Origin of the sequence: Streptomyces gossypii (assembly GCF_025165795.1) — a bacterium.
In the GTDB taxonomy this organism is placed as follows: domain Bacteria; phylum Actinomycetota; class Actinomycetes; order Streptomycetales; family Streptomycetaceae; genus Streptomyces; species Streptomyces gossypii.
In genome coordinates this window covers 122,006-145,276 of sequence record NZ_JAJAGO010000003.1, presented here as the reverse complement: position 1 = coordinate 145,276, position 23,271 = coordinate 122,006, and the positions used below count along the sequence as shown (strand labels likewise).

Below are 23,271 nucleotides of genomic sequence, written 5' to 3'. Positions count from 1 at the left end.
AGTCGTACGCTCCTCCTCTTCCGCGTCGGTCACTCACGGCGTTCGTCTGTTCACCCTGGCCGCACAGATCGCTGAAGTCGCGCTGGCCGGCCAGGGCCTCAGCGAGCGTTGCCCATAGCAACCTGCACTAAGTTGAGTCTATTCCACTCAACCTCTTCCCGGTGAACTTCACGGCCACCGGATTGGTTCCCGTAGATTCGCTCCGTGACGATCACCGAGGACCCCGACTTCCGCGCCTTCTGGCGCGAGCGCCACTACTCCACTCTCACCACGTTCCGCCCGGACGGCACGCCGCACGTGGTACCCGTGAGCGTGACCTACGATCCGGCTGCCGGAGTGGCCCGGGTGGTGGCCAGCCGGAGCAGCCGCAAGGTGCGCAACATCGCGGCGGCGCCTGCCGGGAAACCCGCCGCACGGGTCGCGCTCTGCCAGGTGGACGGGCGGCGGTGGGCCACGCTGGAGGGGCGCGCGGCCATCCGTACGGACCCGGAGCTGATCACCGACGCCGAGCTGCACTACGCCGAGCGCTACGGCCGGAGCCCCCGGCCCAATCCGGAACGGGTGCTCATCGAGATCACCGTCGACCGCGCGATGGGCCGCCCGGCACCGGCGCCGTCCAGGGGCAGAGGCAGCTACCCCCGGTAACAGCTACCGGTGACAGCAATGAGTGGCAGTGCGGTCGCGGAACGCGAGCCTGCAGCGTTTTTCATCCATGGTTCACGCACGCCACCCACACAGTTACGCCCCGAAGCTCCCGCAGAGAGCCCCCAGGCTTTACGCTGCGCAGAGTGGAGAGCCGTGCACCACACGCGCTGCCATGGCTCAGACCTGCCGGACCGGCCGCACACTGGCTCCACATCCATGCAGCGGGGGGACAGCTTGGGTGCCAATGCGATGTCTGTCTTCGGAGTCTCTCCGGAGGAGGAAGAAATGTACCGTCATTTCTTGCGCAATCCCGATACGCCGGTAGAAGACATCCACCTCAGGCTGCACACCGACCGCGCGTCCGCCCAGCGGGCGCTGAGACGTCTGTACGACTTCGGGCTGCTGCGGCAGCCCACGCGGGACGGCGCGCCGGACGACAAGCCGGGCGGCGTCCTCCCGATAAGTCCCGAGATCGCCGTCTCCCGGCTGATGGACCGGCGCATGCACGAACTGCACGAGGAGCTGCTGCGCGTCACGCAGTCACGCCACGTCATAGATGCTCTACGCGCGGAGACGGGCGCACGGGTGCCGCCGCCGCAGGGGATCGAGCAACTCGGCGACCTGGCGCAGATCCGGAGCCGCATCGACGACCTCGCGTTCTTCGCCCGGGACGAGATCCTCTCCGTCGAGCCCTACACGGAGCTTTCCCCGGAGAACATCGAGCATGCCCGCCCGCTCGACATGCGCTGCCTGCGGCGCGGTATCCGCATCCGCAGCGTCGTGCTGAGCAAGGCGCTCAAGCACGCTCCGACAGCCGGCTACCTGCGCGAACTCGCCGCCCAGGGCGCCATGATCAGAGTGGCCGACGACGTCTCGGAACGCCTCCTGGTCTACGACCGCCGCACCGCCCTGGTGCCCGTCGATCCCGAACAGCCCTCCCGTGGCGCGCTGCTGGCGTACGAGAGCGGCCTGGTCGCCAACATCATCGCGCTCTTCGAGAAGATCTGGGACCAGGCCGGTGATCTGCCGGCCGCCACCGGTGACGTGCCCGTGCACCCCGCCACCGGGGATTCGGCGCTCTCCGAGATGGAGCAACGGGTGCTCCGCTCCATGGTGTCGGCGGGCAAGGACGAGGCCGGAGCGCGCGATCTGGGCATCTCCGTACGCACCTACCGAAGACACGTCGCCGACCTGATGCGGGGGCTGGGCGCCGCCAGTCGCGCCCAAGCTGCCCTGCTGGCCCGGGAACACGGCTGGATCTGACCCCGGGCATACTCGGATCACCGGTTCAGCCATCGGTGGCCGCAAAGTCGTGCAGCCCGTTCTTTCGCGTGTTGTGTGCCGCTCGGATCAGCCACGCGCCGGTGGGCTGCCGCACCAGCACGAGGGTGATGAGCCCCCGCCGGTCCTCCGGCGTCTCCGCGCCGGGCAGGCGATGCCCCGGCCAGTCCCAGGCCGTGTGGACGAGCGCGACCTCCGGAGTGACTCCCTGGATGCTCACGACCTCCTGGGAGTAGTTCTCCTTCTGGTCGAGCACCGAGCCGGGGACGTCCTTGTGCCCCGCCACGTTCTCCTGCCGCGAGGTCCACCAGATGCCGCGGTGGGTGATGAAATCCGAGTCCTCCGTGAAGAGTTCACCCCACGCATCCATCTCGTGCCGCACCCACAGGCCGGTGTAGGACGCCAGCGTCCGCCTGATTTCCCGCTCGTCTGCCTCGTTCACACCAGCAGCCTGAAACATCAACCGCGGTTGAAGTCAACTCACCGGGTGCCGCGGTCGGCGCGTTCCTCGGACCAGCCGCGCAGGGCAGGGTCCGCCAGGACGGCCGCGACGGTCTCGCGGACCGCCCCCGGCCCGTCCGTACCGGTGAGGCGGATACACAGCCGTACCCGGCCGGGTTCCACCAGCGGTGTGGATTCCCAGTGCGAGGGCAGGAGGGCGAGCAGGCGGATCACCGTGGTCTCGGGGCCGGGCGCTCCGGGCTCCCGGCGGACGGCGACGATCTCCACGATGTCGTGGGGCGGAAAGGTGTGTGAGGTCTGCGAGGCGTGCGGGGCGTTACCGCTCACGTTCCGCCTCCCCGAGAGCCCGGCCGTTCGCGAGGTGCGGGGGTTCCCCGAGCAGTTGCCGTGCCGCGCCGTGCAGCGCCGCGATGCCGGTCGGGAGGGCCGTCCGTATGTCGGGCGCGTATTCCGCCGAGTGGTTCCCCGGCACCTCCGGCACATCCGGCACATGGTCTCTCGCTCTGGCCGTCGCCCGTTCCCGGGCGGCCAGCCACTGCCGGGCGCTCGTCGTGCCGAGTATCCAGTAGACGCTCCGCACTTCCGGCATACCGTGCACGGCGGCGCCCGCCCCGCCGTACCAGCCGAAGTCCTCCGCCGCCGCCATCGCTCCGGTACCGCGTACCCGTCCCGGCCCGAACAGCGCCTGGTGCGCCTCCCGCACGGCCGCCGTGGGTCCGGCGTCCGGCAGCAGCACCGGCGACCGTGCCACGACGGTGATCTCCGGTTCGTCCGGGCAGCCGGAGGCGGCGCACTCGGCCCGTACGACGCGCTCGACGGCCGCCGTCACCCGGGAGAGGGCCGCGTCCGAGAAGGCGCGCACGCTGATGCCCAGTTCGGCGGTGTCCGGCACCACGTTGGCGCGCTCCCCCGCGTGCAGCGAGCCGACGGTGAGCACCACCTGCTCGGCCGGTGCCGTCTCGCGCGAGACCACCGCCTGGAGCCGCAGCACGGCCGCCGCCGCCGTCAGCACCGGATCGACGGTCAGCTGCGGCGCGCCCGCGTGCCCGCCCCTGCCGCGCAGGAGGACGTCCAGCGTCACGCTGCCCGCCATCAACGGGCCTTCCGCGTACGCGACCGTGCCCGCGGGCAGCGGCGCGGTGTGCTGGGCGAGGACCACCTCGGGGGTGCCGAAGCGCTCGTAGAGGCCGTCCGCCAGCATCGCCCGCGCACCGCTGAGCGTCTCCTCCGCGGGCTGTCCGTACACGAGCACCGTGCCGCGCCAGGTGTCACGGCTCCCGGCGAGCAGTCCGGCGGCCTCGGCGACGGCGGCCAGGTGCAGATCGTGCCCGCAGGCGTGCATCACTCCGGGGACCGCGCTGGCGTACGGGAGTCCGGTGCGCTCATGGAGCGGGAGTGCGTCGAGTTCGGTGCGCAGCGCCACCGTCGGGCCCTCACCGTTGCGCAGTACTCCGACGACGCCGTGGCCTCCGACACCGCGCGTCACCGTGTAGCCGTGCCGCTCCAGCCTGGCGGCCAGTACGCCCGCGGTGCGGGTCTCGGCGCCGGAGAGTTCGGGGTGGGTGTGCAGATCGAGGTAGAGCTCGACGCCGGCCCGCAGCACGTCGGGGGCAACCAGGGCGCCAGGAGCCGCGCCCGGATGCGCCATGTCCGTAACGGCATCCTCTGTGGTCGTCGTTGGGGTCACTCGACGCTCCTTCTGGCTGCTAGCGGGTGTCTTCAACGTAGCGTCGGCCACCCCGGGGGGCGGTGCCGGCGGCGGCTGGTGCGTGCGGCTGCAAGGCGGAGGAGCGGCCTCGTAGTGGGCTACGCGGGCGCTTGGGCAACGCAGCGGACGTGCGCGCCGAACGCCGGCAAGGCGGGACATTGAAGACACCCCCTAGGAGAATGCGGCACCCGCACCACAGGCGCGGGCCGTTCCGCTGACAGCGGGTGTCAGCGTTCTGGCAGTGGAATCACGGCGGATCTGGCAGTGGCCGGGGCTGGAATGAGGGAACCGCCGGGAAAGCACGACGCCGGACAGTCCGGCAGCCCGCGGAGACGAGAAGGAGTGTCTTATGGACCCCAAGACGCAGCTCGCGACCCTCGCCGACGAGATCCTCGAGCTCGAGTCGGAGACCTTCGAGATCTCGGACTACTCGGACGCCGCCGAGGTCGTGCTGGCCGGTTCGACGTCCTGCTCCTCGACGTCCACCTGCTCCAGCACCACCAGCACCACCTCCTGCAGCGCCTGATTCAGAACCTGAGTCAGAGCCTGCCAGGGCGGCGACGCCCGTCTGCCCGGTGGCCGGATTCCGGCCGCCGGGCTCGGCGCGTCCGCACCTCCCGCCGCTCAGGGACTGTCCGGTGGCTCTGCTCGGGCCCGCGTCGCCCGGTACGGACGCTCGCCGCGTTGTCTCAGGCGCCGGAGTACGCCCGGTACGAGTGCGGTCGTCCGCCTGCGGGCCGTCCCCTGCCTGGGGCGGGGAGACCCCGGCACCGGACTCCCCCCGCGCCCGGCGGCCCGGGAGGTGCTCAGGGGAACGGATGCGGTGCCGCCTTCAGCTGGCTGGCCGCCAGGTCCTCCGTACGCCGCCCCGCCCGTCTCGGGGCCGTCAGCATCCGGGGCATCAGCAGCGCCCGCTGCCGGTTCCAGCCGAAGTCCAGCGGGAGCAGCCCCGGCACCACGGCCGCGACGGTGTGCAGCCCCATCCGCCGCTGCTCCGGCGTCGTCTGGTCGACCGCGATCACATCGTGGCCCGCCGCCGCCAAGTCGTCCCGCACCCACAGCAGGTCGTCCAGCAGGTCCTCGGTGCGGGGGCGTACGGACTGCCAGTCGCGGAACGTTTCGTCCAGCGGCAGGCACCCGTCGGGCGTCAGGTACTCGCGGGCGTGCACCGCCATCTCCGGCAGCCCGTAGAGCTGCGCGTGGTCCTTGAGCTGGACCACCTTGCCGAAGTCTGCGGCCATCTCCTCCAGTTCGGTGCGGCGGTCGCGCACCTGGTAGGGCAGGTGCGGGATGTAGGTGAGGACTTCGCACAGGGCCGCGTCGACGGTGTCCTCCGGGTCGAAGCCGGCGGCGGCGCTGAAGGAGAGGGTGCCCGGTCCGCCGTCCCGCCGCACCGCCAGCGCGGTGACCACGGGGACGGACAGATCCATCCGGCCGTCGAAGGCGTGCACGTCGTAGCCGTGCAGCGCGGCACGGTCCAGCATGGTGCGGATGGTGCCGCCCCGGCCCCCGCACGAGCCCAGGTCGATCTCGGTGAGCCGGGAACTGCCGTACCAGGCGAGCAGGAAGGCGTCGCGCTCGATCAGCTCCAGCAGCCCGTAGAGGATCGCCTCGACCAGACTCCCGCCGGTGGCACAGCCGTTGGAGCATTCGAAGACGAAGTTGTCGGCCTCGACCCCGGCGCTGTAGTGCACCAGCCTGGCCGGGACGAGGACGGGCCGGTCGTCGCGCAGTGAGTGGCCCCAGACCCAGGGGATCTCCCGCTCCGGGTCGAAGGGGCGCACGCGCGGGTCGTCGCGGTAGGTCTCGGGGGCGTACAGCCCGCAGGCGGCCGGGTCCAACGCCGGTTCCCCGCGCGCGAGCAGCGCGTGGTACGAGGCGGTGACCGGCGAAGTGCCGCGTCTGCGGTGGGTGCCGGCGTAGCGCTCAAGGCCCTCCAGGAAGGCGAGCGTGCGGCTTGTCGCGTAGCTGTTGGCCTGGCCGCTCCAGGTGACGTCGTTGAGCCCCGCATAGCCGCGCACCATGTGGGTGCCCGCCACCGGCGCGGTGGTGGTGGAGGTCGGGTTGAGCCAGGTGTCGGCACCGAGCGCGCCGCAGACCGGGTTGGCCAGCGCGGCCACGGGCAGCGGGAACGAGCCGAGGGAGCGCTCCCGGTAACTGCCGGAGTCCGGCTTGCGGATGGCGGGCAGCAGCATGCGTGCCGACTCGGCCGTGTCGGGGCGCGTGGGCACGCAGTGCGGGCACAGCGGTTCGGGCAGCAGCGGGAATCCCGCGAGCGCCAGAGTGCGCAGGTCGATGCGGGCGACCTGGGGCAGCGCGCGGTCGGCCGGGGTGGGAGCGGCGGGGACGGGGACGAAGGCGGCAGCGGAGGCGTCCGGGTGCGGGGGCAGCGCGCGGTAGGCGGCCCATACCGCGTCCACCGCGAAGCCCGTGAGCAGCGGCCAGTCGGTCGCTCCCTGCGGCACGTAACCCACTTCCAGCGCCTCCCGTTCGGAGCGGCTGCGCAGCCGCTGCCAGCGGATGGCGAGGCACTGCCCGCAGCCGGACGGCTCCTCGGCGTACGGGTCGGGCTCGGCGTAGTCGGACTCGGCGTAGTCGGACTCGGCGTAGTCGGACTCGGCGTAGTCGGACTCGGCGTAGTCGGACTCGGCGTACGGGTCGGGCCGGGGTCGGCCTTCCGCCGCAGCACGCCAGGGGCCGATCAGCACCGCACGGGAGCTGAGGTGCACGGTGGCGGCCGGGCGCACCGCGGCGTATGGGTCGGGGGCCCCGCCGCCCAGCGTGTCGGCCGCGCCGAGCGGCACCACCAGCGGCGCGGGGCCGGGGTTGCCGTGCGGGGCCTCGCGCATGTGGCGGGCGGTGAGTTCCCGTTGGAGCAGCGCACGGGCCGCCTCCAGCGGTGCCCGCGGCGACTGCGGCTGGGACTGCGGCTGCGCCTGGGACTGGGACTGATCCGGGGAGGCCGGGCGGCGGGTCGTCGTCATACCTTGTCGCTCCAACGGAAGGTCTTCATCGCCAGAGCGCCGAAGATCAGGGCGAACACGGCGATCCCCCCGCAGGCGAGCGCGATGTCGGCGGCCCCCTCGTCCCCGGTGATCGCCGCGGAGATGCCGTCGTTGACGTAGCGGAGCGGCAGCACCCAGGAGAAGGTCTGCATCCAGGACGGCATCGAGTCCAGCGGGAAGAACGAGCCGGAGAGGAAGGCCATCGGGATCATCACGAAGTTCGCCACGGCCGCGACCGCCTCCGGCGTCTTCGCGTAACTGCCCACGATGACGCCCAGCACCAGGAACGCGGTGATGCCCAGCACCAGCACGGGCAGCGCCAGCGGCCAACTGCCGGACAGCGAGAGCCCGAAGAGCGGGAGCATCGCGACGGCGACGAACAGCACCGACTGCACGACGCCGATCGCCAGCGCCAGCACATAGCGGGAGCTCAGGATCGCGGTCAGCGGGGTGGGCGTCATCCGGATCAGCCGCAGCACGTCGTCGCGGCGCCACTGCATGAGCACGAAGCCGACGCCGAAGACGGCGGCGTTGCAGACACCCCAGGACAGCACGCCGGGCGCGATGTAGTTGATGTAGGGCTTCCCGCTCTCCTCCACGTCCTGGCCGCTGAAGATCAGGCCGAAGACGACGAGGAAGAGCAAAGGGAAGGCGAAGGTGAAGAAGAGCGTTGTCTTGTCCCGGGTGTAGGCCCGGTAACCTGCCTCGCTCAGTGCGGCGTATGCGCTCATGACGGTCGCTCCGTGTCTGCGGTGGTTCCGTGTCTGCGGTGGTGCCCGGCGTCCGGGCTCTGTGGTGGCGGCGCCTGGGCCCCGTTGCCGTGTCAGCTCCAGTGCCCTAGGGCGCGCCGGAACCGGTGAGTTCGAGGTAGACGTCCTCAAGGCTGGCCGTACGCGTCTGCACGCCCCGCAGTCCGGCGATCTTGTCGACCGCGGCCAGCACCGGCCCGGAGTCCAGCGTCTCCAGGACGACCATGTCGCCGTCCTCCGTCGCCCGGCGCACGCCCTCGATGCCCTCCGCCTCGGCCAGCGTCAGCCGGTCGGCCGGCACCAGCAGCCGGGTGGTCGTACTTCCGGCGGCGATGAGGCGGTTGGGGGTGTCCAGCGCCGTGATCCGGCCCCGCACCACGATCCCGACCCGGTCGCACAGCGCTTCGGCCTCGTCCAGGTGGTGGGTGGTGTAGACGATGGTGCGGCCCGCGCCCTTGAGGTCGCGCAGCACCTGCCACAGCGCGCGGCGGGCCTGCGGGTCCAGGGCGGCGGTCGGCTCGTCCAGGAAGATCAGTTCCGGCTCGTGGACCAGTGCCGCCGCGATGGCGAGGCGCTGCCGCTGCCCGCCGGAGAGGTCGTCCACCCGTACGTCCCCGTGCTCGGTGAGCCCGACCATCTCCAGGGTCCGCGCCACGGCCGCCCGGTCCGCGCCGTACAGCGCGGCGACGGTGCGCAGATGCTCGCGCGCGGTCAGCCGTACGAAGAACGGTGAGGCCTGGGTCTGTACGCCCAGGCGCGGCAGCAGCTTCACGTCCCGGGGCCAGGGGGAGTGGCCGAGCACCGAGATGGTGCCGGAGTCGGCGCGGCGCAGCCCCTCCATCATCTCCACCAGGGTGGTCTTGCCCGCGCCGTTGGGGCCCAGCAAGCCGAAGAACTCGCCGCGGGCGACGGTCAGCGAGACCCCGTCGGCGGCTCGGGTGTCGCCGTAGTGCTTGTGCACACCGTCCAGGACGACGGCGGGCCCGTCCGGCGCGCGAGGGGTGGAGGTCACAAGGGGCTCCTTCAGGGGTTCACGAGAGGGTGAGCAGTTGGTGGACGAGCAGGCCGAGGGCCGCCACCAGCGCGCACAGCACCAGCATCGAACCGATGCCGTAGCCGGTGTAGGCGACGCGTGCGCGGCGCGGGTACTGGGCGGCGGCCGGATCGCGGCGCAGCTTCAGGCCCAGATAGGCGCGGCTGGAGACGGCGAGTTCGGTGACGCCCAGCGCCTGGCCGACGATCTTGTATCCGTCCAGCGGCGGGACGGGGACCAGCATGGCCAGCGCCTGGAGGGTGCCGAGGAAGACCAGTCCGGCGAGCGCGTCGTCGGTTGCGTCGTCCAGCGGTGCGAGCAGCCAGACGGCGCCGAAGGGCAGCAGGAAGAGCAGGTTCATCGCGGCACCGGCGAGCGCGGTGGCGATCTGGTGGCGGCGCCTGGACAGGTACAGGTAGTTGTCCACCGTGCAGTACATGATCACGGACGGCAGTCGCCAGCGCAGTCCGATGTCGGTGACCCGGCCCCCGTAGTGGCGGGCGACGACGCCGTGCGCCAGTTCGTGCAGGGCGGTGCTCACCCACAGCAGGCCGGCGACGCCGGTCAGCAGCACCGGATTGCGGAACACCTCGCGGACGCCGCGCAGCAGATCGGTGAGCTGGACGAGTGCGGCGGTCTCCATGGCGAGGACGAGCACGGCCAGCGGCACCATCCAGGGGGCGGCCAGCAGGAAGCCGGTGGCGCGGTAGAGGCGCGCGACGGTGGCGTCCGCATCGGCGGTGAGCGAGATGCTGCCGCGCAGTGCGTTGTTGGGGCGCGGCGGCTCCTCGGCGGACTCCGCCCCCGAGTCCGGCTCGGAGCTCGCGGAGGCAGCCTTCGGGGAACCCGCGGAGGCGCCCGTCAGCAGGCCGCGGGCGCCGAGCTGGCCGAGCACCTGCTGCCAGTTGGCGTCCCCGAGGCGCCGCCCGTAACACCGGGCGTAGTCCGTCCCGATCTCGCCCAGGCTGCGGGTGCCGTCCATCCGGGAGATCAGGAAGTGCTCCTTGACCCCCACCTCGAACGACTTCCCGCTCTCGGTGTTCTTCACCAGATGTACGGCCCTGGCGCCGTGCAGCAGTTCACCGCTGAGCAGTACCCCGGGTCTCAACTCCGGCCGGTACTCCGCCATCCGGCCGGAGGTCGACGCGGGCGAGGTCATGCTTCTGCCTTCGCGGCGGGCTCGCGCAGGGCACGGCCCAGCACGTGCGAGAGGTATGCCTCGTCCCGGATGGTGACATGCAGCCGGTTGTTCGTCATGTGCATGTACGGAGACAGCAGCAGCGGAAGGGCGACGGCAGGGTCGGTCACCTGCTCGTCCCGGGTGCCGTCCCAGGAGCGGAAGACCAGGTCACCGTCCACGGCGAGGGCGACGGCGCGCTCCCTCAGCTCCAGGCAGTGCGCTGCCCAGCCGCGCAGGAAGCCGGGCAGCCGCTCCGCGCCGCCCGCGCCGTCCGGCGCGACGGCGTGCCGGATGGAGGCGAAACGCCGCGCCAGCCCCGGTGCCATTGCCGCGTAGTTGGTGTCGTACTCCTCGTGACCGATGAACCCGGTGTCGGGGAAGGCGCGGTGCCAGAACTCGTAGTAGCTGTCCAGATAGTCGGCGAGTTCCTGGTCGCCGGGGAGGAAGCAGCCGGACATCACCATCATCAGCTGGGCCGAGGTGCCCAGCAGCACCGTCCGCAGATGGAGGTTCTTGCTGCCGAACGCCTCGATGACCAGGTCGCTGGAGTGCCGGAAGTGCCATTCGGCGAGTTCGATCCCGGCCGGGCCGCCGTATTTGCCGTACTCGGGCTCGTACGCCTCAGCGCTGCGGGAGTTGTTGGGGCGCAGGTTCATCCGGCCGTCGGTGTCGGTGAACTCGCCGCGCTCGGCGCCGGGGAACTCGATCTCGAACAGCGAGTTGTAGAACTCGTTGAGGAAGCCGGAGTCGACCTCGTAGAGCGCGGGGCGCTCGGTGAGGAAGGCGTCGATCGCCTGCTCGGTACGGCGCCGCACCTCCGGCTCGGCGGCCGGCGTGGCGGGCTTGAGCCGCAGCCGGATGTGCGGGCCCTCCAGCCAGTAGTTGATGAAGAAGTAGTTGGCCAGCAGGCCCTCCGCCTCCAGTGCGTTCACCAGCGGGCGCACACACTGGAGCAGCAGCGGGCGGGGGTTGGCCGCGTAGAAGATGTGCGTGGCCTGCCATGCGCCGGTGGCGGTGGCGCTGTCCGTGTGGGTCCCCATGCCGTTCACGACTCGTCCTCTCCTGTTGCTGGTCGGGTGCCTGTTCCGGTTGGGGCGAAGGCGGCAGTCTCCACCGCGAGTTCGGCGACATGGCGGCCACGTGAGGAGACGGCGTGCAGGTCGTCCTCCTCGGGGAGCATCTCCCGGAAGACAACCCGGGCCTCCGCGGTGCGCAGCAGCGCCTCGAAAGCGGTGAGGGACAGATAGCTGTCGAAGTCCAGATACTGCGGTTTGGCGCCGGTGGCGCCGCGCGAGCCGCTGTCCGTGACCGTCGCGAAGACCTGTGCGGGCAGGCCGTGCAGCCGCCGCCAGCGATGCCAGCCCAGGAACCAGCCGTCGTCCGTGTCGCCGGGAGCGCGCAGCGGCAGCACGGCGGACGGTGCGCTCCAGCTGCGCCGGCTGAGCACCACGCTGCCGTGCCGTACGCGGGGCCGCCGCGTCACTCCGTTCGAGGGTTCGCTGGTGGGGACACCGGCCCAGACGTTCATCGGCGCCATCGAGGTGGGCGAGAGCAGCAGCAGCGTACGCGGGACCTCGGGGAGGGCGAGCGGTACGAGATAGCCGAGGTAGACGGGGATGACCTCGCGCTCCAGCCGGGTGGAGCGAAGCACCAGCCGGTCGGCGGCCTCGTCGTGCTCCAGATAGAGGTCTTCCAGCGGGAGTTGGGCGTCCGGCGGCAGTGTGCCGGTCTCGCCGGGGCAGACGATCTCGTAGTCGGTGAGCCGGTCGTGCAGGTTGAGGTTGCTGGTCACCGGTCCGCCGGTGACCTCGGCGAAGACCGCGCCCGGGGGCAGCAGTCCGGCCGACTCGCTCCGCAGCCGCTCGGCCATGCCGTCGAAGCAGTCGGTGAACCGGCTGAAGGGGAAGGAGAGTCCGCCGTAGGAGCGGTTCAGTACGACGAGCGGGTCGCCGTCCCGCTCGGCAAGCTGCACATGGTGGCTCTGGGGGGTGAACTGCGGCGTGACGCTCGCGAGTTGTTCTGTGACCTCGGCGAGGATTCCCGCGTCGAGCGTCAACTCGTCGGCGTCGTGCGCGCCCTCCCACTGGGTGCGCATTCCCTCGATGAAGGTCTGCCGCGCGGTGTCCAGGGCCTTCAGCTGCGGCAGGCCGAGCCAGTTCTCCTCGGGCACATAGCGGCCCTGCGCGTCGATCGGGGTGCGCTTGGAGGAAAAGCTCAGATACTGGTCGAAGAAGTCCTCATGGAAGTCGTGGACCAGTTTCAGCAGATCGTCGCAGCGCCCGCCGTGTCCGTAGCGGGCGAGGAAGAAGCCCTTGAAGGTGATCCGCTGCGGCAGGGTGAGGTCGAAAGCGGGCAGCACCCGCTCCAGCGAGCGCAGCGGCTCCGCCGCCACCCGGGACCATGCCTCCAGGTCGCACTCGGCGCCCTCGGTCGCGGCGGCGTCCTCGTACAGCACGGTCTGCGGCACGCGGGGGTGCTCGACGCCCAGCCGCTCCTGGATCTCCCGCAGTCCGCCGCGCAGTTCGCTGAGCAGTCGGCGGCGGTCGGCGGCCCCGGCTTCCGGGTAGCGGTCGACGCAGGAGGCCGGTCCGTCGAGCGCGTCGGCGAGCTCCGACGCCCAGTCGCGGTCCAGGGTGCGCAGCCCGGACTGGAAGGCGCGCAGCGGGTCGGTGTCGTGCACGCCGGTGTCGAGACCGGGCACATGCAGCATGCCGAGATCGAGCAGCGCCTCCAGATAGCGCTCGCACTCCTGCGGTGTGGGGGGCGGGGCGGTCTGCCCGGACGCTCCGCCGTGGTCGGCCGCTCCGCCGTGGTCGGCCTGCTCGGCGGCCAGCCAGTCGGTCAGTTCGCCGTAGCGGAGCGTCGGGCGCTCCTCGAACAGCGCGATCATCCGCTCCAGCGTGCCGCTGCGGCGCAGGAAGAACAGCCGGTCCTTGACGGCGTCGAAGGTCACGGCCGTGTCGTCGTCGCCGGTGGTGACCCAGCGGCGTACGTAGCGCACCCGGTCGTCGTCGCGGCCCCAGCCGGGGGCGAGTGAGACGGGCAGGTCGGCTCGGCGTGCCGGGTCCGCGAGCAGCGCCTCGGCGAGGCGGCCGACGGCGACGACGTTCAGCCGGGGGTGGCTGGTCCAGCGGTCCGCGACGCGTACGGTGCGGTCGCCTGCGCCGGGAGGGCCCTCGCTCGTGAACTCCCCGAGGGCGACTCCGGTGAAGGTGCTGAACGGGCTGGTCTTGCAGGCAGTCCGGTAGAGGTAGGAGAGCAGCGAGCGCTCGATCTTCCGCAGCTTCTTGCTCGGAGGCCCGGCGGGCTGGGCGGGCTCGGCGGGCTGGGCGGGCTGGGCGGGCTCGCCCGGTATGCCGCCGCCTTGCCGGATGAACGTGTCGAGCTGTGCGTCCAGCGAGGGTGAGGCCAGCAGCAGCCCCTTGCGCAGCCGCTCCTCGCAGGCGATCCGCCGCAGTTCGGCCCGGTTGCCGCCCAGTTCGGCGGCGAGCAGCCCCGCGCCCTCGGCCGTACGCACGGCCAGCCGCTGGCGTGCGGCCAGCCAGTCGGCGACCTCGCGTCCGGCGGCCTTGTCCAGTCCGCCCACCAGTGCGGCGGCGGCCTCTGGATTCTGGGGCAGCCGGTTGTTGAACATCTCGCGGCGCAGCTTCAGCAGCGCGCGCCGGACGGCGTCCTCCATGGTGTCGGCGTGCTGTCCGATGAGATCGTGCAGCCGGTCGCCGAGGGCCTCCCCCGCGGCCCGCAGCCGTTCCGAGCGGTCCAGCACCTCGTCCGCCCAGCGGCGGGTGCCGGGGCAGCGCAGCCCCCCGACGATCTCAATCGGCAGCCCGGCGGCCCGCAGCATGAACGGGCGGCCGAACGACCAGACGGGCGCGGCGGCCGTTGGTGTGTCGTCGGTGGAGGGCGGCTGCGGTGGCACGGCGGTGCTCCTTCGGGTGGTCATCGGCTAGTGCTGCGTCAGGCAAGGTTTGCCCGGTGGCGAGGCGTCCTGGTGCGGTCAGCGGCAAGGCGCCCGGTCGGCCTCGTAGTGGGCCTGCCCGGCCGACCGGGCCACGCGGCCGATGGCCGTGCCAGGGCAGCGAGCGGGGTAAACCTTGCCTGACGAAGCACTAGGCGATCTCGTACCGGAAGTCGGCCTGCTGGCCCCGTTCGTGACCGATCATCATGATGAGCAGGGGCGATTCGCCGGTCTCGCCGATGCCCAGCTCCTCGATGTACGAGATGTTGTCGAAGCCCAACGCCACCCCGCAGCCGAGGCCGAGGGCGGCGGAGGCGGTGTAGACCGTCTGTGCGACAGCTCCGATCGTGGCGTTGACAAGCCGGTAGCCGCGGTCGCCGACGGCGTCCAGCACCGCATGCGTGCGGATCGTGGGCACCAGGACGGCTGCCGCCTGCTCCAGGTTGTAGTTGGACAGGAAGTAGTTGCGCTGCAGGAAGTTGCCGCACGGGCCGCCGCGTACCAGGCGCAGAGCGGGGCCCTCGGAGTCGGCAGGGTCGTATGCGTACGCGCCCGGCGGCACGCCCCGTACGTGGTTGACGAAGGCGTAGAACTTCGTCAGACGCAGGGGGGACTCGCCCGCGGCCGGGTCGCCGGGCGGACCGGTGGTGTCGCCGCCGAGGAGTGCGCCCGCATCGGCGGCGGCCAGGCACGCCGCCAACTCGTCGGCCTCGATGGGGCGTTGCGCCTCAAACCGGCCGAAGCTGCTCCGCCTGCGGCGCAGCGCGGTCCGTACGTCGATGTCCAACTGCCGTGCGGGCGGCAGCTCCTGGCGGTCACTGTCCGGGTCGGCCGGCGGTGCGGCGGCCGGGACCAGCACACCGGCGGCGGGCCGCTCGGCTGCGAGACCGACGGTGGCGGTCTGCATGGCGACCAGGGAGTCGAAGGTGAGCACAGTGCGGGAGCGCTCGGAGTCCCGGTGGCGTACGGAGGCGGGGGCCGCCGACACTGCCGGGGCCGGCGGGGCCGTCGCGGGGGCCGTGCCCGTCCAGCGGAGCGGAACCACCGCGAAGACGCCCTCCTCCTCCGCCCGGACTCCCAGCAGCCGCGCCAGCCGCTCCTCGTCGAACCACATCGCGGGCTCCACCTCGAGTCCGCGCGCCCGCGCCCACATCCGCCATGTCTGCAGGCAGGCGCCCACGTCCATGCTCACTGCGTGGAAGGAGAAGCTGTTGTACTTGAAGGCGTTCTGCCAGTACTTGACGCTCAGCACGAGGTACTGGTCGGCGTCCGCCGCCGCCCCGGACGGGCCGTCCGCACCGGCACCCGCGTCCCCGCCCGTCAGCGCGTCCCGCACCTGTCCGGTCACATCGCCGGTGAGCAGCCTCTGCATCGCGTGATGGCGGGCCGAGTAGTAGTGCAGACCGGGCGGCACGGGGCCGCTCGGACCGGACACCCAGTAGACGCCGACGGGGTAGAGGCCGCCGCCGGACGCGGAACCACGCGACCAGTTGGCGAGCGGATAGAACGGCAGGGCGGGCAGGTCGGTGTTCGCCTGCACGCCGAGGCGGCGGCCGGTCAGCCCGTAGGAGTCGAGCAGCATCCCGGAGAGTGCCTCGAGATCGAACGTCCCGCCACTGGCGCCGCCACGCAGCCCCTCGTCGAGGTGCGCTTTTGCCGGGTACTCGCTCGCCGGCAGCGGCATGCTCGTCACCCCGGGGTAGAACTTGCCCTTGCGGGGCCCGTCGGACCAGTTGGGTACGAAGTCCGAGGGCTCCATAGGCACCCGGCCACGATGCATGATCGCGGTTGCGTATTCATGGGCGTAACCCATGGCGTGCTCCTTGTCCGTGCGTCGTGTGTCAGGAGAAGTCGTGTCAGGGGAAGGGGTGCGGCGCGGGGTTGAAGTCCTCGGCGGTCAGGTCGCGGTCGCGCAGTCCGGCCTGCCGCAGCCCGGTGCGCAGCCGTGGCATTCCCAGCGCGCGCTGCCTCGTCCAGCCGAAGTCGATGGGCAGCAGCCCCGGCACGAGCACGCTGACCGTCGTCAGCCCCAACTCCCTCTGCTCCGGCATCGTCTGGTCCACCACGATCACGTCGTAGCCCTCGGCGGTCACCGCGTCGACGCAGCGCATCAGGTCCTCCCGCAGGTCGTCGGAGACCGGCGGCACCGAACCGTCCCCGTACAGCTGGGCCATGGAGCGGCGGCGCGGCCGTACGGAGCCCGGCTCGCCCAGCAGGAACGCCGCGTGGTCGCCCATCTCCGGGATGCCGTACGCCAGCGGATGGTCGTGCAGCGCCTCGACCTTGTGGAAGTCGGCGGCCATGGCCCGCAGTCGGGCCTCGTCGCGTTCGGTGCGGCCCGGCAGGTTGACGGCGTCGGTGGCGATCTCGCACAGCGCGGAGGCGATTGCGGCCTCCGGGTCGAGTCCGGCTCCGGCGCCGAAGCACATCCGGCCCGGACCACCGTCCGGACGCACCGCGACGCCGGTGACCACCGGGATGGGGAAGGTGATCCGGGTGTCGAAGAACCGCGCCTCGTAGCCGTACATCTCCAGCCGGTCGACCATGTGGCGGGCGGTGGTGCCGACCGTGCGCGTGTCGATCTCCGGCAGCACGGCCCGGCCGTACCAGGTGAGCAGGAAGGCGTCCCGCTCCACGACCTCCATCAGCCCGAAGTAGGCCGCCTCCTCCAACGACCCGCCCGAAGCACAGCCGTTGGAGCTCTCCTGTACGAACCGCTGCTCCAGACCCGGCGTGTGGTAGTAGGTGAGCACCTCGGGCACCAGGACCGGCTTTCCATCCCGCAGCGAACAGCCCCACACCCAGGCGATCTCCCGGTCCGTGCGGAAGGGCGTGACATGGGGGTTGGCGCGGTGGAAGTCCGCCGAGTAGAGCCCGCACTCGCGGGGGTCGACGGCGCGTTCGCCCCGGGCGAGGAGCGTGTCCAGCGAGTCGCGGACCACCGCCTGCTTGGCCCGCGCGCGCATCCCGGCGTACCGCTCCAGGCCCTCCAGCACGCCGATCCGGACGCTGTGCGCGAAGGAGTCGGCATGGCCGCCCCAGAAGGTCTCGCGCAGGTAGTCGCCGGAGCGCATCGAGAAGCAGCCGATGGTCGCGGAGGTCGAGGTGGAGGACACGTCGTGCACCACTGACGGGCCGAGTGACCCGCACACGGGGTTGGCGTACGGCTCCAGCGGCAGGGTGTAGGCGCTGATGTCACGCACCCGGAAGGAACCGGGGCGGTGCTTGGGCGCGGGCCGCAGCTCCAGGGTGGCGGAGGCGGCCGTGTCCTCTTGGGGGCGGCCGCAGCGCGGGCACTCGGGGTCGGGGATCAGCGGGTAGTGGCGTACCCGCAGGGACTCCAGGTCCACCAGCTGGACGGTGGCGTACGGTCCGCCGGCCTGCGCGCGGGTCGCCTGCGCGCCGGTCGCCAGCACGCCGGGGGCGGGCCGGTCGCGGTGGGTCGCGGCGATCAGCCCGGCGAGCGCGGCGATGGCGAACGGCGTGACGTACGGCGACTCCCCGGCGGCCCGGGTGCCGCCCCGCGCGGCACCCGTGCCGGCACCCGTGCCGGTACGCGGCCCGGTCTCCAGCGCCTCGCGCAGCGCGACCGACCGTACGGCCTGCCAGCGCCTGGGCAGGCACTGCGGGCAGGGGCGCACTGCATGGTGCGACGGGTAGGGGCCGACGATCGCATGGCGCCCGTACAGCCGTACGGGGACGGGATGGCGGCCGTGCTCACCCGCCGAGCGCGCTGCGGGCTCGGACGGCGGTTCGAACGCGTCCGTGACGCCGAGCGCGCCGACCTCCACGGCGGTGCGGCTGCCCAGCTCGGCGAGCGCCGGTCCCAGCAGCAGGGCCAGCGCCTCGCAGGAGCGCCGCACCTCCTCGGGGTACGGCTGCGCGCGCGGGACGGATTGCTGGTCCACGGCCTGCCGCGGCGCGTGCTGCGCCTGCGGGCCGGGCTGCTCAGCGGTGCGCACCGGCACCCCCGTAGAGGTGCGGGGTGAGCAGTACGCGGCAGGTGCTGATGCCCGCGGACCGCAGCGCGGCGGGGGTGGTGGGGATGAGCAGGACGTCACGTCCGGCGGCGCGCAGCCGGTCGAGGACGGTGTCGAAGGTCGTGTCGACGGCGGTGGTGTCCGTGTCGGTGACGGTCGCTTCCGCGCGGTCGCCGCCCGCATGGGCGATCGTGCCGGGTAGCAGCTCGGCGAGCAGCGGATCACCCATGTCGACGGCCGCTGGATGCTGCCCGGGTTCCTGCCGCTCCTCCCGCTCCTCCCGCTCGTTCGCGAGCTGCACCTGCCCCAGCAGGTCGCGCAGCGCGGCACGGGCGGCGGCCGTACGGGAGAGCCCGCAGCCGGTCGCCCAGCGTCCGGCGCCCTCGCCGGTCTCCCGGGCGAGCACGACGTGGGCGCTGGAGCGTGCGCTCTCGCCCAGGTCGAGCAGCTCCGCGTGGATACCGAGGTTGTGCGCGGACTTCAGCAGGAAGGTCAGCTCCGGATCGGCCGCCGCACCCCCCGCCGTGTCGCCTGCGGCGTCCTCGTCCACATCAGCGCCCGCGTCCAGCAGGCGTACCCGGGTGCTCCCGCGCACCGCGTGCAGCAGCGCCTCGTACGCCAGCGCCGAGAGCAGCGCGCTCCCGGCCGCCTCCTGCGGCGTACCGCCCGCGCCCGTACCGGCGCTGCTGGCCGGATACTCGCCGTCACGGTTGTACGGACCGAAGGTCCGCACCGCCGCCGCCGGGACGCATACCGGCTCCTTGGTCAGCAGCGAGGTGGCCGAGACGTCGGCGGTCTCCAGCGGCACCACGTGCTCCACATGCACGCCCGCCGCCGCGTGCAGCGCCCGCGTGCGGGCGCCCGCGAGATGGTGCACGTCGAACGCGGCGATCGTGCGGCTGACTCCGTGCCCGAGCGGTACCACCAGACGGCTGATCTTCAGCGGCGTCTGAGTGAGTTCCTCGTCGTCGTAGCGGGTGAAGGTGCCGGTATGGCCGCGTACCAGCGCGCTGCTGACCGCCTGCAGCCGTTCGACGAGCTCCTCCGCTTCGCGCGCCGTCTCGACGGTCGGCACGGCGGGCAGCGCCGGGCCGTCCGCCAGCACCCGGCCGAGCTGCTCCGCGTGCTGGTCGGCGTCGGTGTCCGCGTCGGTCACCCGGTCCGGGTCCGCGCTGGCGGCGGCGGGCCGCCCGCCGGGGCAGAGCCGGCAGCGCGGGTGCGGCTGCACCGGCTCGGCCAGCACGTCCAGCGACCGCAGATCCTGAATGAGCACCTGCCGGTCGGTCTCGGCGGGCAGGGCGCCGGTGGCCAGGCGGAAGATCTCGTAACCGAGGAGGTTGCCCGTCATCGCGGCGACCGGCCCGCTCAGCGGGCCGTCCGCCGCCGGGGCGGCCGGCCCGGCACCGGCGGCGAGGGTGCTCCAGAGGTCCGCCGCCGTGCCCGCGTCCACGTTGGCGCCGAGCCGCAGCAGTGCGCAGCACCAGCAGCCCGTGGTTCCGGCGGTGTTGAGGGGGCCGGTGACGGCACGCTCGCCGAAGGTCCAGGAGGGAATCACCGTGCGGCCCTCGGGCACGCCCGCCGCCAGCAGCGCATGGGTACGGGCCGCCGCGTCAGGACCGGTGACCACGACGACGTCGTAGCCGTCCAGCCCGTCCCAGGCGCCCGCGGCATCGACGGCGCCCGCGGCGTCCACGGCGTCGATGCGCACCGGGCAGCCGTCGCCCGCCAACTCCTGCGCCTCCTCGGCGAGTCGGCCGGTACGCAGCGCGTAGGGGACGCCGATCGCTCCGCAGCCGTTGCGTACCAGGCTGAGTGCGCACCAGCGGGCGGTCTCGTCGTCGCCGAGCACCGCGACCCGGGTGTCGCGGAAGCGCTGGAAGCGGGCCGGCGCCCCGTCGGTGTAGTGGTCGACATAGGCGATCTGGGCGGCGAACCGGCCGGACACCGCGGTGTCCGGCTCGCGCGCTGCTCGCTCGGCCCCTCCGTCCGCTGCGTCCGCTTGGTCCGCTCCGTCCGGGCCGGGGATGTCGCGAGCGAAACCCCGGGCGTACAGCGTCTTGACGAGTTCCGCCGCCATCGCCTGCTGCGCCGGGCCGAAGCCGTCGCAGATCTCCCCGAGCCGGTGCTCACCCGCGAGGTGCGGAACGATCAGCGCGGCAAAGCGGTAGGCCGTACGCCCGGTGAGGTGGAAGCCGCCGTCGGCGTTGTGGAAGAGCACTCCGCCGGGGGTCTCCGTGAAGAGCACATCCCGGCGGATGCGCGGGCGGGTCCCGGCGAGAGCCTCGAACGCTCCTGCAGTCATGGATTCACACTTTCTGTCTCGGTCGGGATCGGTCGGCGACCCAACGCGCGTAGACCCGGAGCAGTTCGTGCATCCGGTACGGCCCGGGGGAGCCCTCTTCCAGCAGCCCGGCATCGGCAAGGCGGTCGAGCAGCAGCTCGGCCTCGGCGACCGGGGTTTCGGACGGAGCCCCAGGGAGGGCGAGGGAGTCGGTGGTGTCGGCAGCCTGGAACGTGTCCACCGGCAGCGTCCCGACGCACAGCAGAGCCTGCGCGAGACCGGGTTCCAGCCGCTCCAGCGCGCCGCCCAGCACCCGCTCGACGGACATTCCGGGGGCGTCGGTGAGGGAGAGCCGGGCGAGCGGGTCCTCGGTCAGCCAGCCCACCGCGTCGGCCAGCCGCAGGCCGGGGCGGGTCAGCAGCCGGGCGGTCAGGATCCGCAGCGCCAGCGGGTAGTGGCCGCAGGCGGCGGCGAGCCTGCGCGCCGCACCCGGCTCCGCCGACACCCGCTCGGTGCCCAGTACGGACAGCAGCAGCTGGTGGGACTCCTCCGGCGCGAACGTGCCGAGCCGCAGCACCCAGCCACCGTGCGTCGCGACCAGCCCCGCGAGGCCCCGGCGGCTGGTGACGATCGTGGCACCGTCGCCGACCACCGTCAGCAGCGGACGCACCTGGTCCGCGTCGACGACGTCGTCCAGCACGAGCAGTGCGCGGGTGCCGGTGGGGCCGTGCTCCCGCAGCGCCTCCGCGACAACCGCGGGGCTGCGCGGGGTCCCGTCGGGGTGGACCATCCGGACCAGGAACCGGCCGTCGGGGAAGCTCTCCCTCACCAGTTGGGCGGTGTGCAGGGCCAGCGCCGTCTTGCCGATGCCGGGCGCTCCGGAGACGAGGGTGGCGAATCCGCCGCCGCCGGCGATGCCGTGTCCTTCACCCGGCCCGTCGCCGCTGCCGTCACCCTCCGTCAACCGGGCGACGAGCGCGGCGACTTCGGCCGCCCGGCCGGTGAACGACGGCACGGGCGGCACCGGGATGACGATGTCCGGCTCCTCGGCCACCACCAGCGCCGGCGGCTCGGGCACGGAGACCGTCGTGGCGGCCCGAGCGGGCTCCAGCGCGGGCGGCGCGGACGCACCGGAGGCAGCCAGCGCACCACCGGCCGCACCGGCACCGCCCGTACGGGAGTCCACCGGGCGGCCGTGCGATGTGCCGTGCGCCGCGCCGTTCTCCGCCGCGCCCAGATCCTCACCGCGCAGGATCTGCAGCTCCAGCCGCTGCAAGGCGGGCGACGGATCGACGCCCAGCTCGTCCAGCAGGTGCCCCTTGATCCGCCGGTACTCGCCCAGCGCCTCGGACTGCCGTCCGGTGCGGTAGAGCGCCTCGATCAGCTGTTCCCAGAACCGTTCGTGGCCCGGATAGCTGCGCGTGGCGCTCCACAGCTCGACCAGTGCCTCACCGCACCGTCCCATCGACAGTTCCAGATCACAGACGCGTTCGACACTGCGCAGCCGCTCTTCGGTGAGCCGGGGCACCTCGTCCCGGTGCAGCACGCTGGAGGGAACGTTCGCCAGCACCGAGCCCTGCCACAGCCCCAGCGCGTCCTTGAGCGCGGAAAGCTCCGCCTCCGGCTCGGCGGTGAGCCCGCCCGCGGCACGTACCCGCTCCCGGAACTGGATGAGGTCGAGGGTCTGCGCCCCGGCGGTGATCCGGTAGCCGCCGGGCACCGCCTCGATGGGGGTGTCGGTCACACCGTGCTTGCTGAAGAGGCGGCGCAGCCGCAGCACACAGGTCTGGAGCGCCGCCTTGGCGGTGGCAGGCTGTTCCTCGCCCCAGACGGTGCGCAGCAGATAGCCGACGGAGACGACGGAGTTGGCGTGCAGAAGGAGTGTGGCGAGCAGGATCGTCGGCTTGGACGGCTGGAGTACGACGGCGTCGTTCCCGTCCGTCATGCTCAGCGGTCCAAGAAGCTGAAACCGCACGCCTGTTACTGCCAGCCGTTGACCAGCGTGCAGCTCTGGGCACCCGCCGCGGAACCGCCGCCCGCACACGGCTCGGCAGTGGCGGGCGCGGGCAGCCGCAGCTCCACCGCCGTGCCCCCGTCAGCGGCAGCGGCGCCGCCCGCCGACAGCGCGAAGGCGCCCAGCGCCAGCCCTGTGACGACAACAGCCCTGCTCACGCCCGCTCGGCGAACGAATCCTGCACCCATGGCTCTCCCCCGATCAAACTGCCTGGTCGCTGGTCGTTCCGACTCTGGCAGGCAGCGGGAGGCCCGCGACAGGGACAGCGCTGACAGCATGCTGCACCGGTCACGGCAGCATGCTGACAGGCCGGACTCCAGCCGTCGCGGTGACGGAGACCGGGTCACATCCCGGACAACTATGGGTGGAGAAAAGACCTTTCGCAGATCATCTCATCTGTGAGGTGTGGGAGGTACGCGGGGTGGGAAGGGGATGCGGGCAGCCCGCGGGCCGGACTCACCAGCCGCTCTCGCTGCCCTCGCTGCCCTGGCTGCCCTCGCTGCCCTGGCTGCCCTCGCCACCCTCGCTGCCCTCCGCCGCCAGACTGCGCACATGTGCCACCGCCTCACCCAGAAGTGGTGCGGGGACGAGCCAGTAGTCGTAGATGCCGCCCTGCGCCGAGTTGTAGCCGCAGAGCACGGCCACACCGGTGCCGAGACGCTCCTTGAGCTCGCCGGCCAGCCAGCCGACAAAGCCGCTGTTGTCGGCTGCCGCCGGGAAGTGGAAGGCGAAGACGCCGAAGACCTCCGCCTCATCACCGCGCGCCGGTTCAAGGACCGACCAGCTCTCGGCATCGCGCACCAGAGCCAGCGCGTCGGCGGACGGCTGCGGTACCGGACCGGCGGGGTGCTCGTGGTACGCCCAATGCCCGGACAGGATCTCGAAGGGGGCCTCCGCGAGCACCCGTCGCAGCCGCGTGCGGGTTTCCTGCGCTGTCTCGTGACTGATGCTGACCATGGAGAGCTCAACCGAGGC

18 protein-coding genes are annotated in these 23,271 nt (G+C 72.3%); 3 read left to right on the top strand and 15 right to left on the bottom strand.

All coding sequences use genetic code 11. From position 1 onward, the window contains the following. Positions 1 to 204 precede the first annotated feature (204 nt). Both LHJ74_RS07125 and LHJ74_RS07120 read left to right on the top strand, forming a co-directional pair. Positions 205 to 645 carry a pyridoxamine 5'-phosphate oxidase family protein gene (locus LHJ74_RS07125; protein WP_260216695.1) on the top strand — a complete coding sequence of 147 codons (441 nt, stop codon included), beginning with the start codon at positions 205 to 207 and terminating at the stop codon, positions 643 to 645. Positions 646 to 894: 249 nt separating this feature from the next. Continuing rightward, on the top strand, positions 895 to 1,908 hold the full coding sequence (locus tag LHJ74_RS07120; protein WP_260216694.1) for a helix-turn-helix transcriptional regulator: 1,014 nt from the start codon (positions 895 to 897) through the stop codon (positions 1,906 to 1,908). A 25-nt stretch (positions 1,909 to 1,933) separates the two neighbouring features. Here LHJ74_RS07120 and LHJ74_RS07115 read toward each other — a convergent pair whose 3' ends face one another. From LHJ74_RS07115 to LHJ74_RS07105, 3 genes are read right to left on the bottom strand one after another with little or no spacing between them, the layout of a single operon-like run. Beyond that, positions 1,934 to 2,368: a YybH family protein gene (locus tag LHJ74_RS07115; RefSeq protein ID WP_260216693.1), complete on the bottom strand. Its 435-nt coding sequence runs from the start codon at positions 2,366 to 2,368 to the stop codon at positions 1,934 to 1,936. 38 nt (positions 2,369 to 2,406) lie between these two features. Further along, positions 2,407 to 2,715: a hypothetical protein gene (locus LHJ74_RS07110; RefSeq protein ID WP_260216692.1), complete on the bottom strand. Its 309-nt coding sequence runs from the start codon at positions 2,713 to 2,715 to the stop codon at positions 2,407 to 2,409. Continuing rightward, positions 2,705 to 4,036: an amidohydrolase gene (locus LHJ74_RS07105; protein ID WP_260217359.1), complete on the bottom strand. Its 1,332-nt coding sequence runs from the start codon at positions 4,034 to 4,036 to the stop codon at positions 2,705 to 2,707. Before LHJ74_RS07105 ends, LHJ74_RS07110 begins: the two co-directional genes overlap by 11 nt. A gap of 409 nt (positions 4,037 to 4,445) precedes the next feature. On the opposite strand from LHJ74_RS07105, the gene LHJ74_RS07100 reads away from it, so the two are divergent. Further along, entirely contained in the window at positions 4,446 to 4,622 is a 177-nt protein-coding gene (locus tag LHJ74_RS07100; protein WP_260216691.1) for a thiazolylpeptide-type bacteriocin, read from the top strand. A gap of 280 nt (positions 4,623 to 4,902) precedes the next feature. Here the strand turns inward: LHJ74_RS07100 and LHJ74_RS07095 are convergent, their stop codons facing one another. The 12 genes from LHJ74_RS07095 to LHJ74_RS07040 all read right to left on the bottom strand — a co-directional run bounded on the left by LHJ74_RS07095 (position 4,903) and on the right by LHJ74_RS07040 (position 23,253). Next, on the bottom strand, positions 4,903 to 6,945 hold the full coding sequence (locus LHJ74_RS07095; RefSeq protein ID WP_375546697.1) for a TOMM precursor leader peptide-binding protein: 2,043 nt from the start codon (positions 6,943 to 6,945) through the stop codon (positions 4,903 to 4,905). A 131-nt stretch (positions 6,946 to 7,076) separates the two neighbouring features. Continuing rightward, positions 7,077 to 7,832 (bottom strand): ABC transporter permease, encoded by a 756-nt coding sequence (locus tag LHJ74_RS07090; protein WP_260216689.1) that lies wholly within the window; start codon positions 7,830 to 7,832, stop codon positions 7,077 to 7,079. Between the two features lie 106 nt (positions 7,833 to 7,938). Further along, on the bottom strand, positions 7,939 to 8,862 hold the full coding sequence (locus LHJ74_RS07085) for an ABC transporter ATP-binding protein (protein ID WP_260216688.1): 924 nt from the start codon (positions 8,860 to 8,862) through the stop codon (positions 7,939 to 7,941). Between the two features lie 19 nt (positions 8,863 to 8,881). After that, positions 8,882 to 10,042 (bottom strand): metalloprotease, encoded by a 1,161-nt coding sequence (locus LHJ74_RS07080; protein ID WP_260216687.1) that lies wholly within the window; start codon positions 10,040 to 10,042, stop codon positions 8,882 to 8,884. Then, on the bottom strand, positions 10,039 to 11,103 hold the full coding sequence (locus LHJ74_RS07075) for a lantibiotic dehydratase C-terminal domain-containing protein (protein WP_260217358.1): 1,065 nt from the start codon (positions 11,101 to 11,103) through the stop codon (positions 10,039 to 10,041). Before LHJ74_RS07075 ends, LHJ74_RS07080 begins: the two co-directional genes overlap by 4 nt. 5 nt (positions 11,104 to 11,108) lie before the next feature. After that, entirely contained in the window at positions 11,109 to 14,006 is a 2,898-nt protein-coding gene (locus tag LHJ74_RS07070) for a lantibiotic dehydratase (protein ID WP_375546680.1), read from the bottom strand. 166 nt (positions 14,007 to 14,172) lie between these two features. Further along, on the bottom strand, positions 14,173 to 15,834 hold the full coding sequence (locus LHJ74_RS07065; RefSeq protein ID WP_260216686.1) for a nitroreductase family protein: 1,662 nt from the start codon (positions 15,832 to 15,834) through the stop codon (positions 14,173 to 14,175). Between the two features lie 43 nt (positions 15,835 to 15,877). Further along, the gene (locus LHJ74_RS07060; protein ID WP_260217356.1) at positions 15,878 to 17,884 is read right to left on the bottom strand and encodes a TOMM precursor leader peptide-binding protein; all 2,007 of its coding nucleotides are present in this window, start codon (positions 17,882 to 17,884) and stop codon (positions 15,878 to 15,880) included. 85 nt (positions 17,885 to 17,969) lie between these two features. Further along, a complete protein-coding gene (locus LHJ74_RS07055; protein ID WP_260216685.1) occupies positions 17,970 to 20,303 on the bottom strand; it encodes a TOMM precursor leader peptide-binding protein in 2,334 nt (777 codons plus the stop codon). Positions 20,304 to 20,307: 4 nt separating this feature from the next. Next, a complete protein-coding gene (locus tag LHJ74_RS07050) occupies positions 20,308 to 22,257 on the bottom strand; it encodes an AfsR/SARP family transcriptional regulator (protein ID WP_260216684.1) in 1,950 nt (649 codons plus the stop codon). A 5-nt stretch (positions 22,258 to 22,262) separates the two neighbouring features. Beyond that, positions 22,263 to 22,454: a hypothetical protein gene (locus LHJ74_RS07045; protein WP_260216683.1), complete on the bottom strand. Its 192-nt coding sequence runs from the start codon at positions 22,452 to 22,454 to the stop codon at positions 22,263 to 22,265. Between the two features lie 298 nt (positions 22,455 to 22,752). Then, positions 22,753 to 23,253 carry a DUF6196 family protein gene (locus LHJ74_RS07040; protein ID WP_260216682.1) on the bottom strand — a complete coding sequence of 167 codons (501 nt, stop codon included), beginning with the start codon at positions 23,251 to 23,253 and terminating at the stop codon, positions 22,753 to 22,755. Positions 23,254 to 23,271: the final 18 nt, after the last annotated feature.

Bases quoted from the DNA above. Each gene is read 5' to 3' on its own strand.
- LHJ74_RS07120 (WP_260216694.1), top strand. From the start codon at position 895: ATGTCTGTCTTCGGAGTCTCTCCGGAGGAGGAAGAAATGTACCGTCAT.
- LHJ74_RS07105 (WP_260217359.1), bottom strand. From the start codon at position 4,036: ATGGCGCATCCGGGCGCGGCTCCTGGCGCCCTGGTTGCCCCCGACGTG.
- LHJ74_RS07100 (WP_260216691.1), top strand. From the start codon at position 4,446: ATGGACCCCAAGACGCAGCTCGCGACCCTCGCCGACGAGATCCTCGAG.
- LHJ74_RS07095 (WP_375546697.1), bottom strand. From the start codon at position 6,945: ATGCGCGAGGCCCCGCACGGCAACCCCGGCCCCGCGCCGCTGGTGGTG.
- LHJ74_RS07090 (WP_260216689.1), bottom strand. From the start codon at position 7,832: ATGAGCGCATACGCCGCACTGAGCGAGGCAGGTTACCGGGCCTACACC.
- LHJ74_RS07080 (WP_260216687.1), bottom strand. From the start codon at position 10,042: ATGACCTCGCCCGCGTCGACCTCCGGCCGGATGGCGGAGTACCGGCCG.
- LHJ74_RS07075 (WP_260217358.1), bottom strand. From the start codon at position 11,103: ATGGGGACCCACACGGACAGCGCCACCGCCACCGGCGCATGGCAGGCC.
- LHJ74_RS07070 (WP_375546680.1), bottom strand. From the start codon at position 14,006: ATGACCACCCGAAGGAGCACCGCCGTGCCACCGCAGCCGCCCTCCACC.
- LHJ74_RS07065 (WP_260216686.1), bottom strand. From the start codon at position 15,834: ATGGGTTACGCCCATGAATACGCAACCGCGATCATGCATCGTGGCCGG.
- LHJ74_RS07055 (WP_260216685.1), bottom strand. From the start codon at position 20,303: ATGACTGCAGGAGCGTTCGAGGCTCTCGCCGGGACCCGCCCGCGCATC.
- LHJ74_RS07040 (WP_260216682.1), bottom strand. From the start codon at position 23,253: ATGGTCAGCATCAGTCACGAGACAGCGCAGGAAACCCGCACGCGGCTG.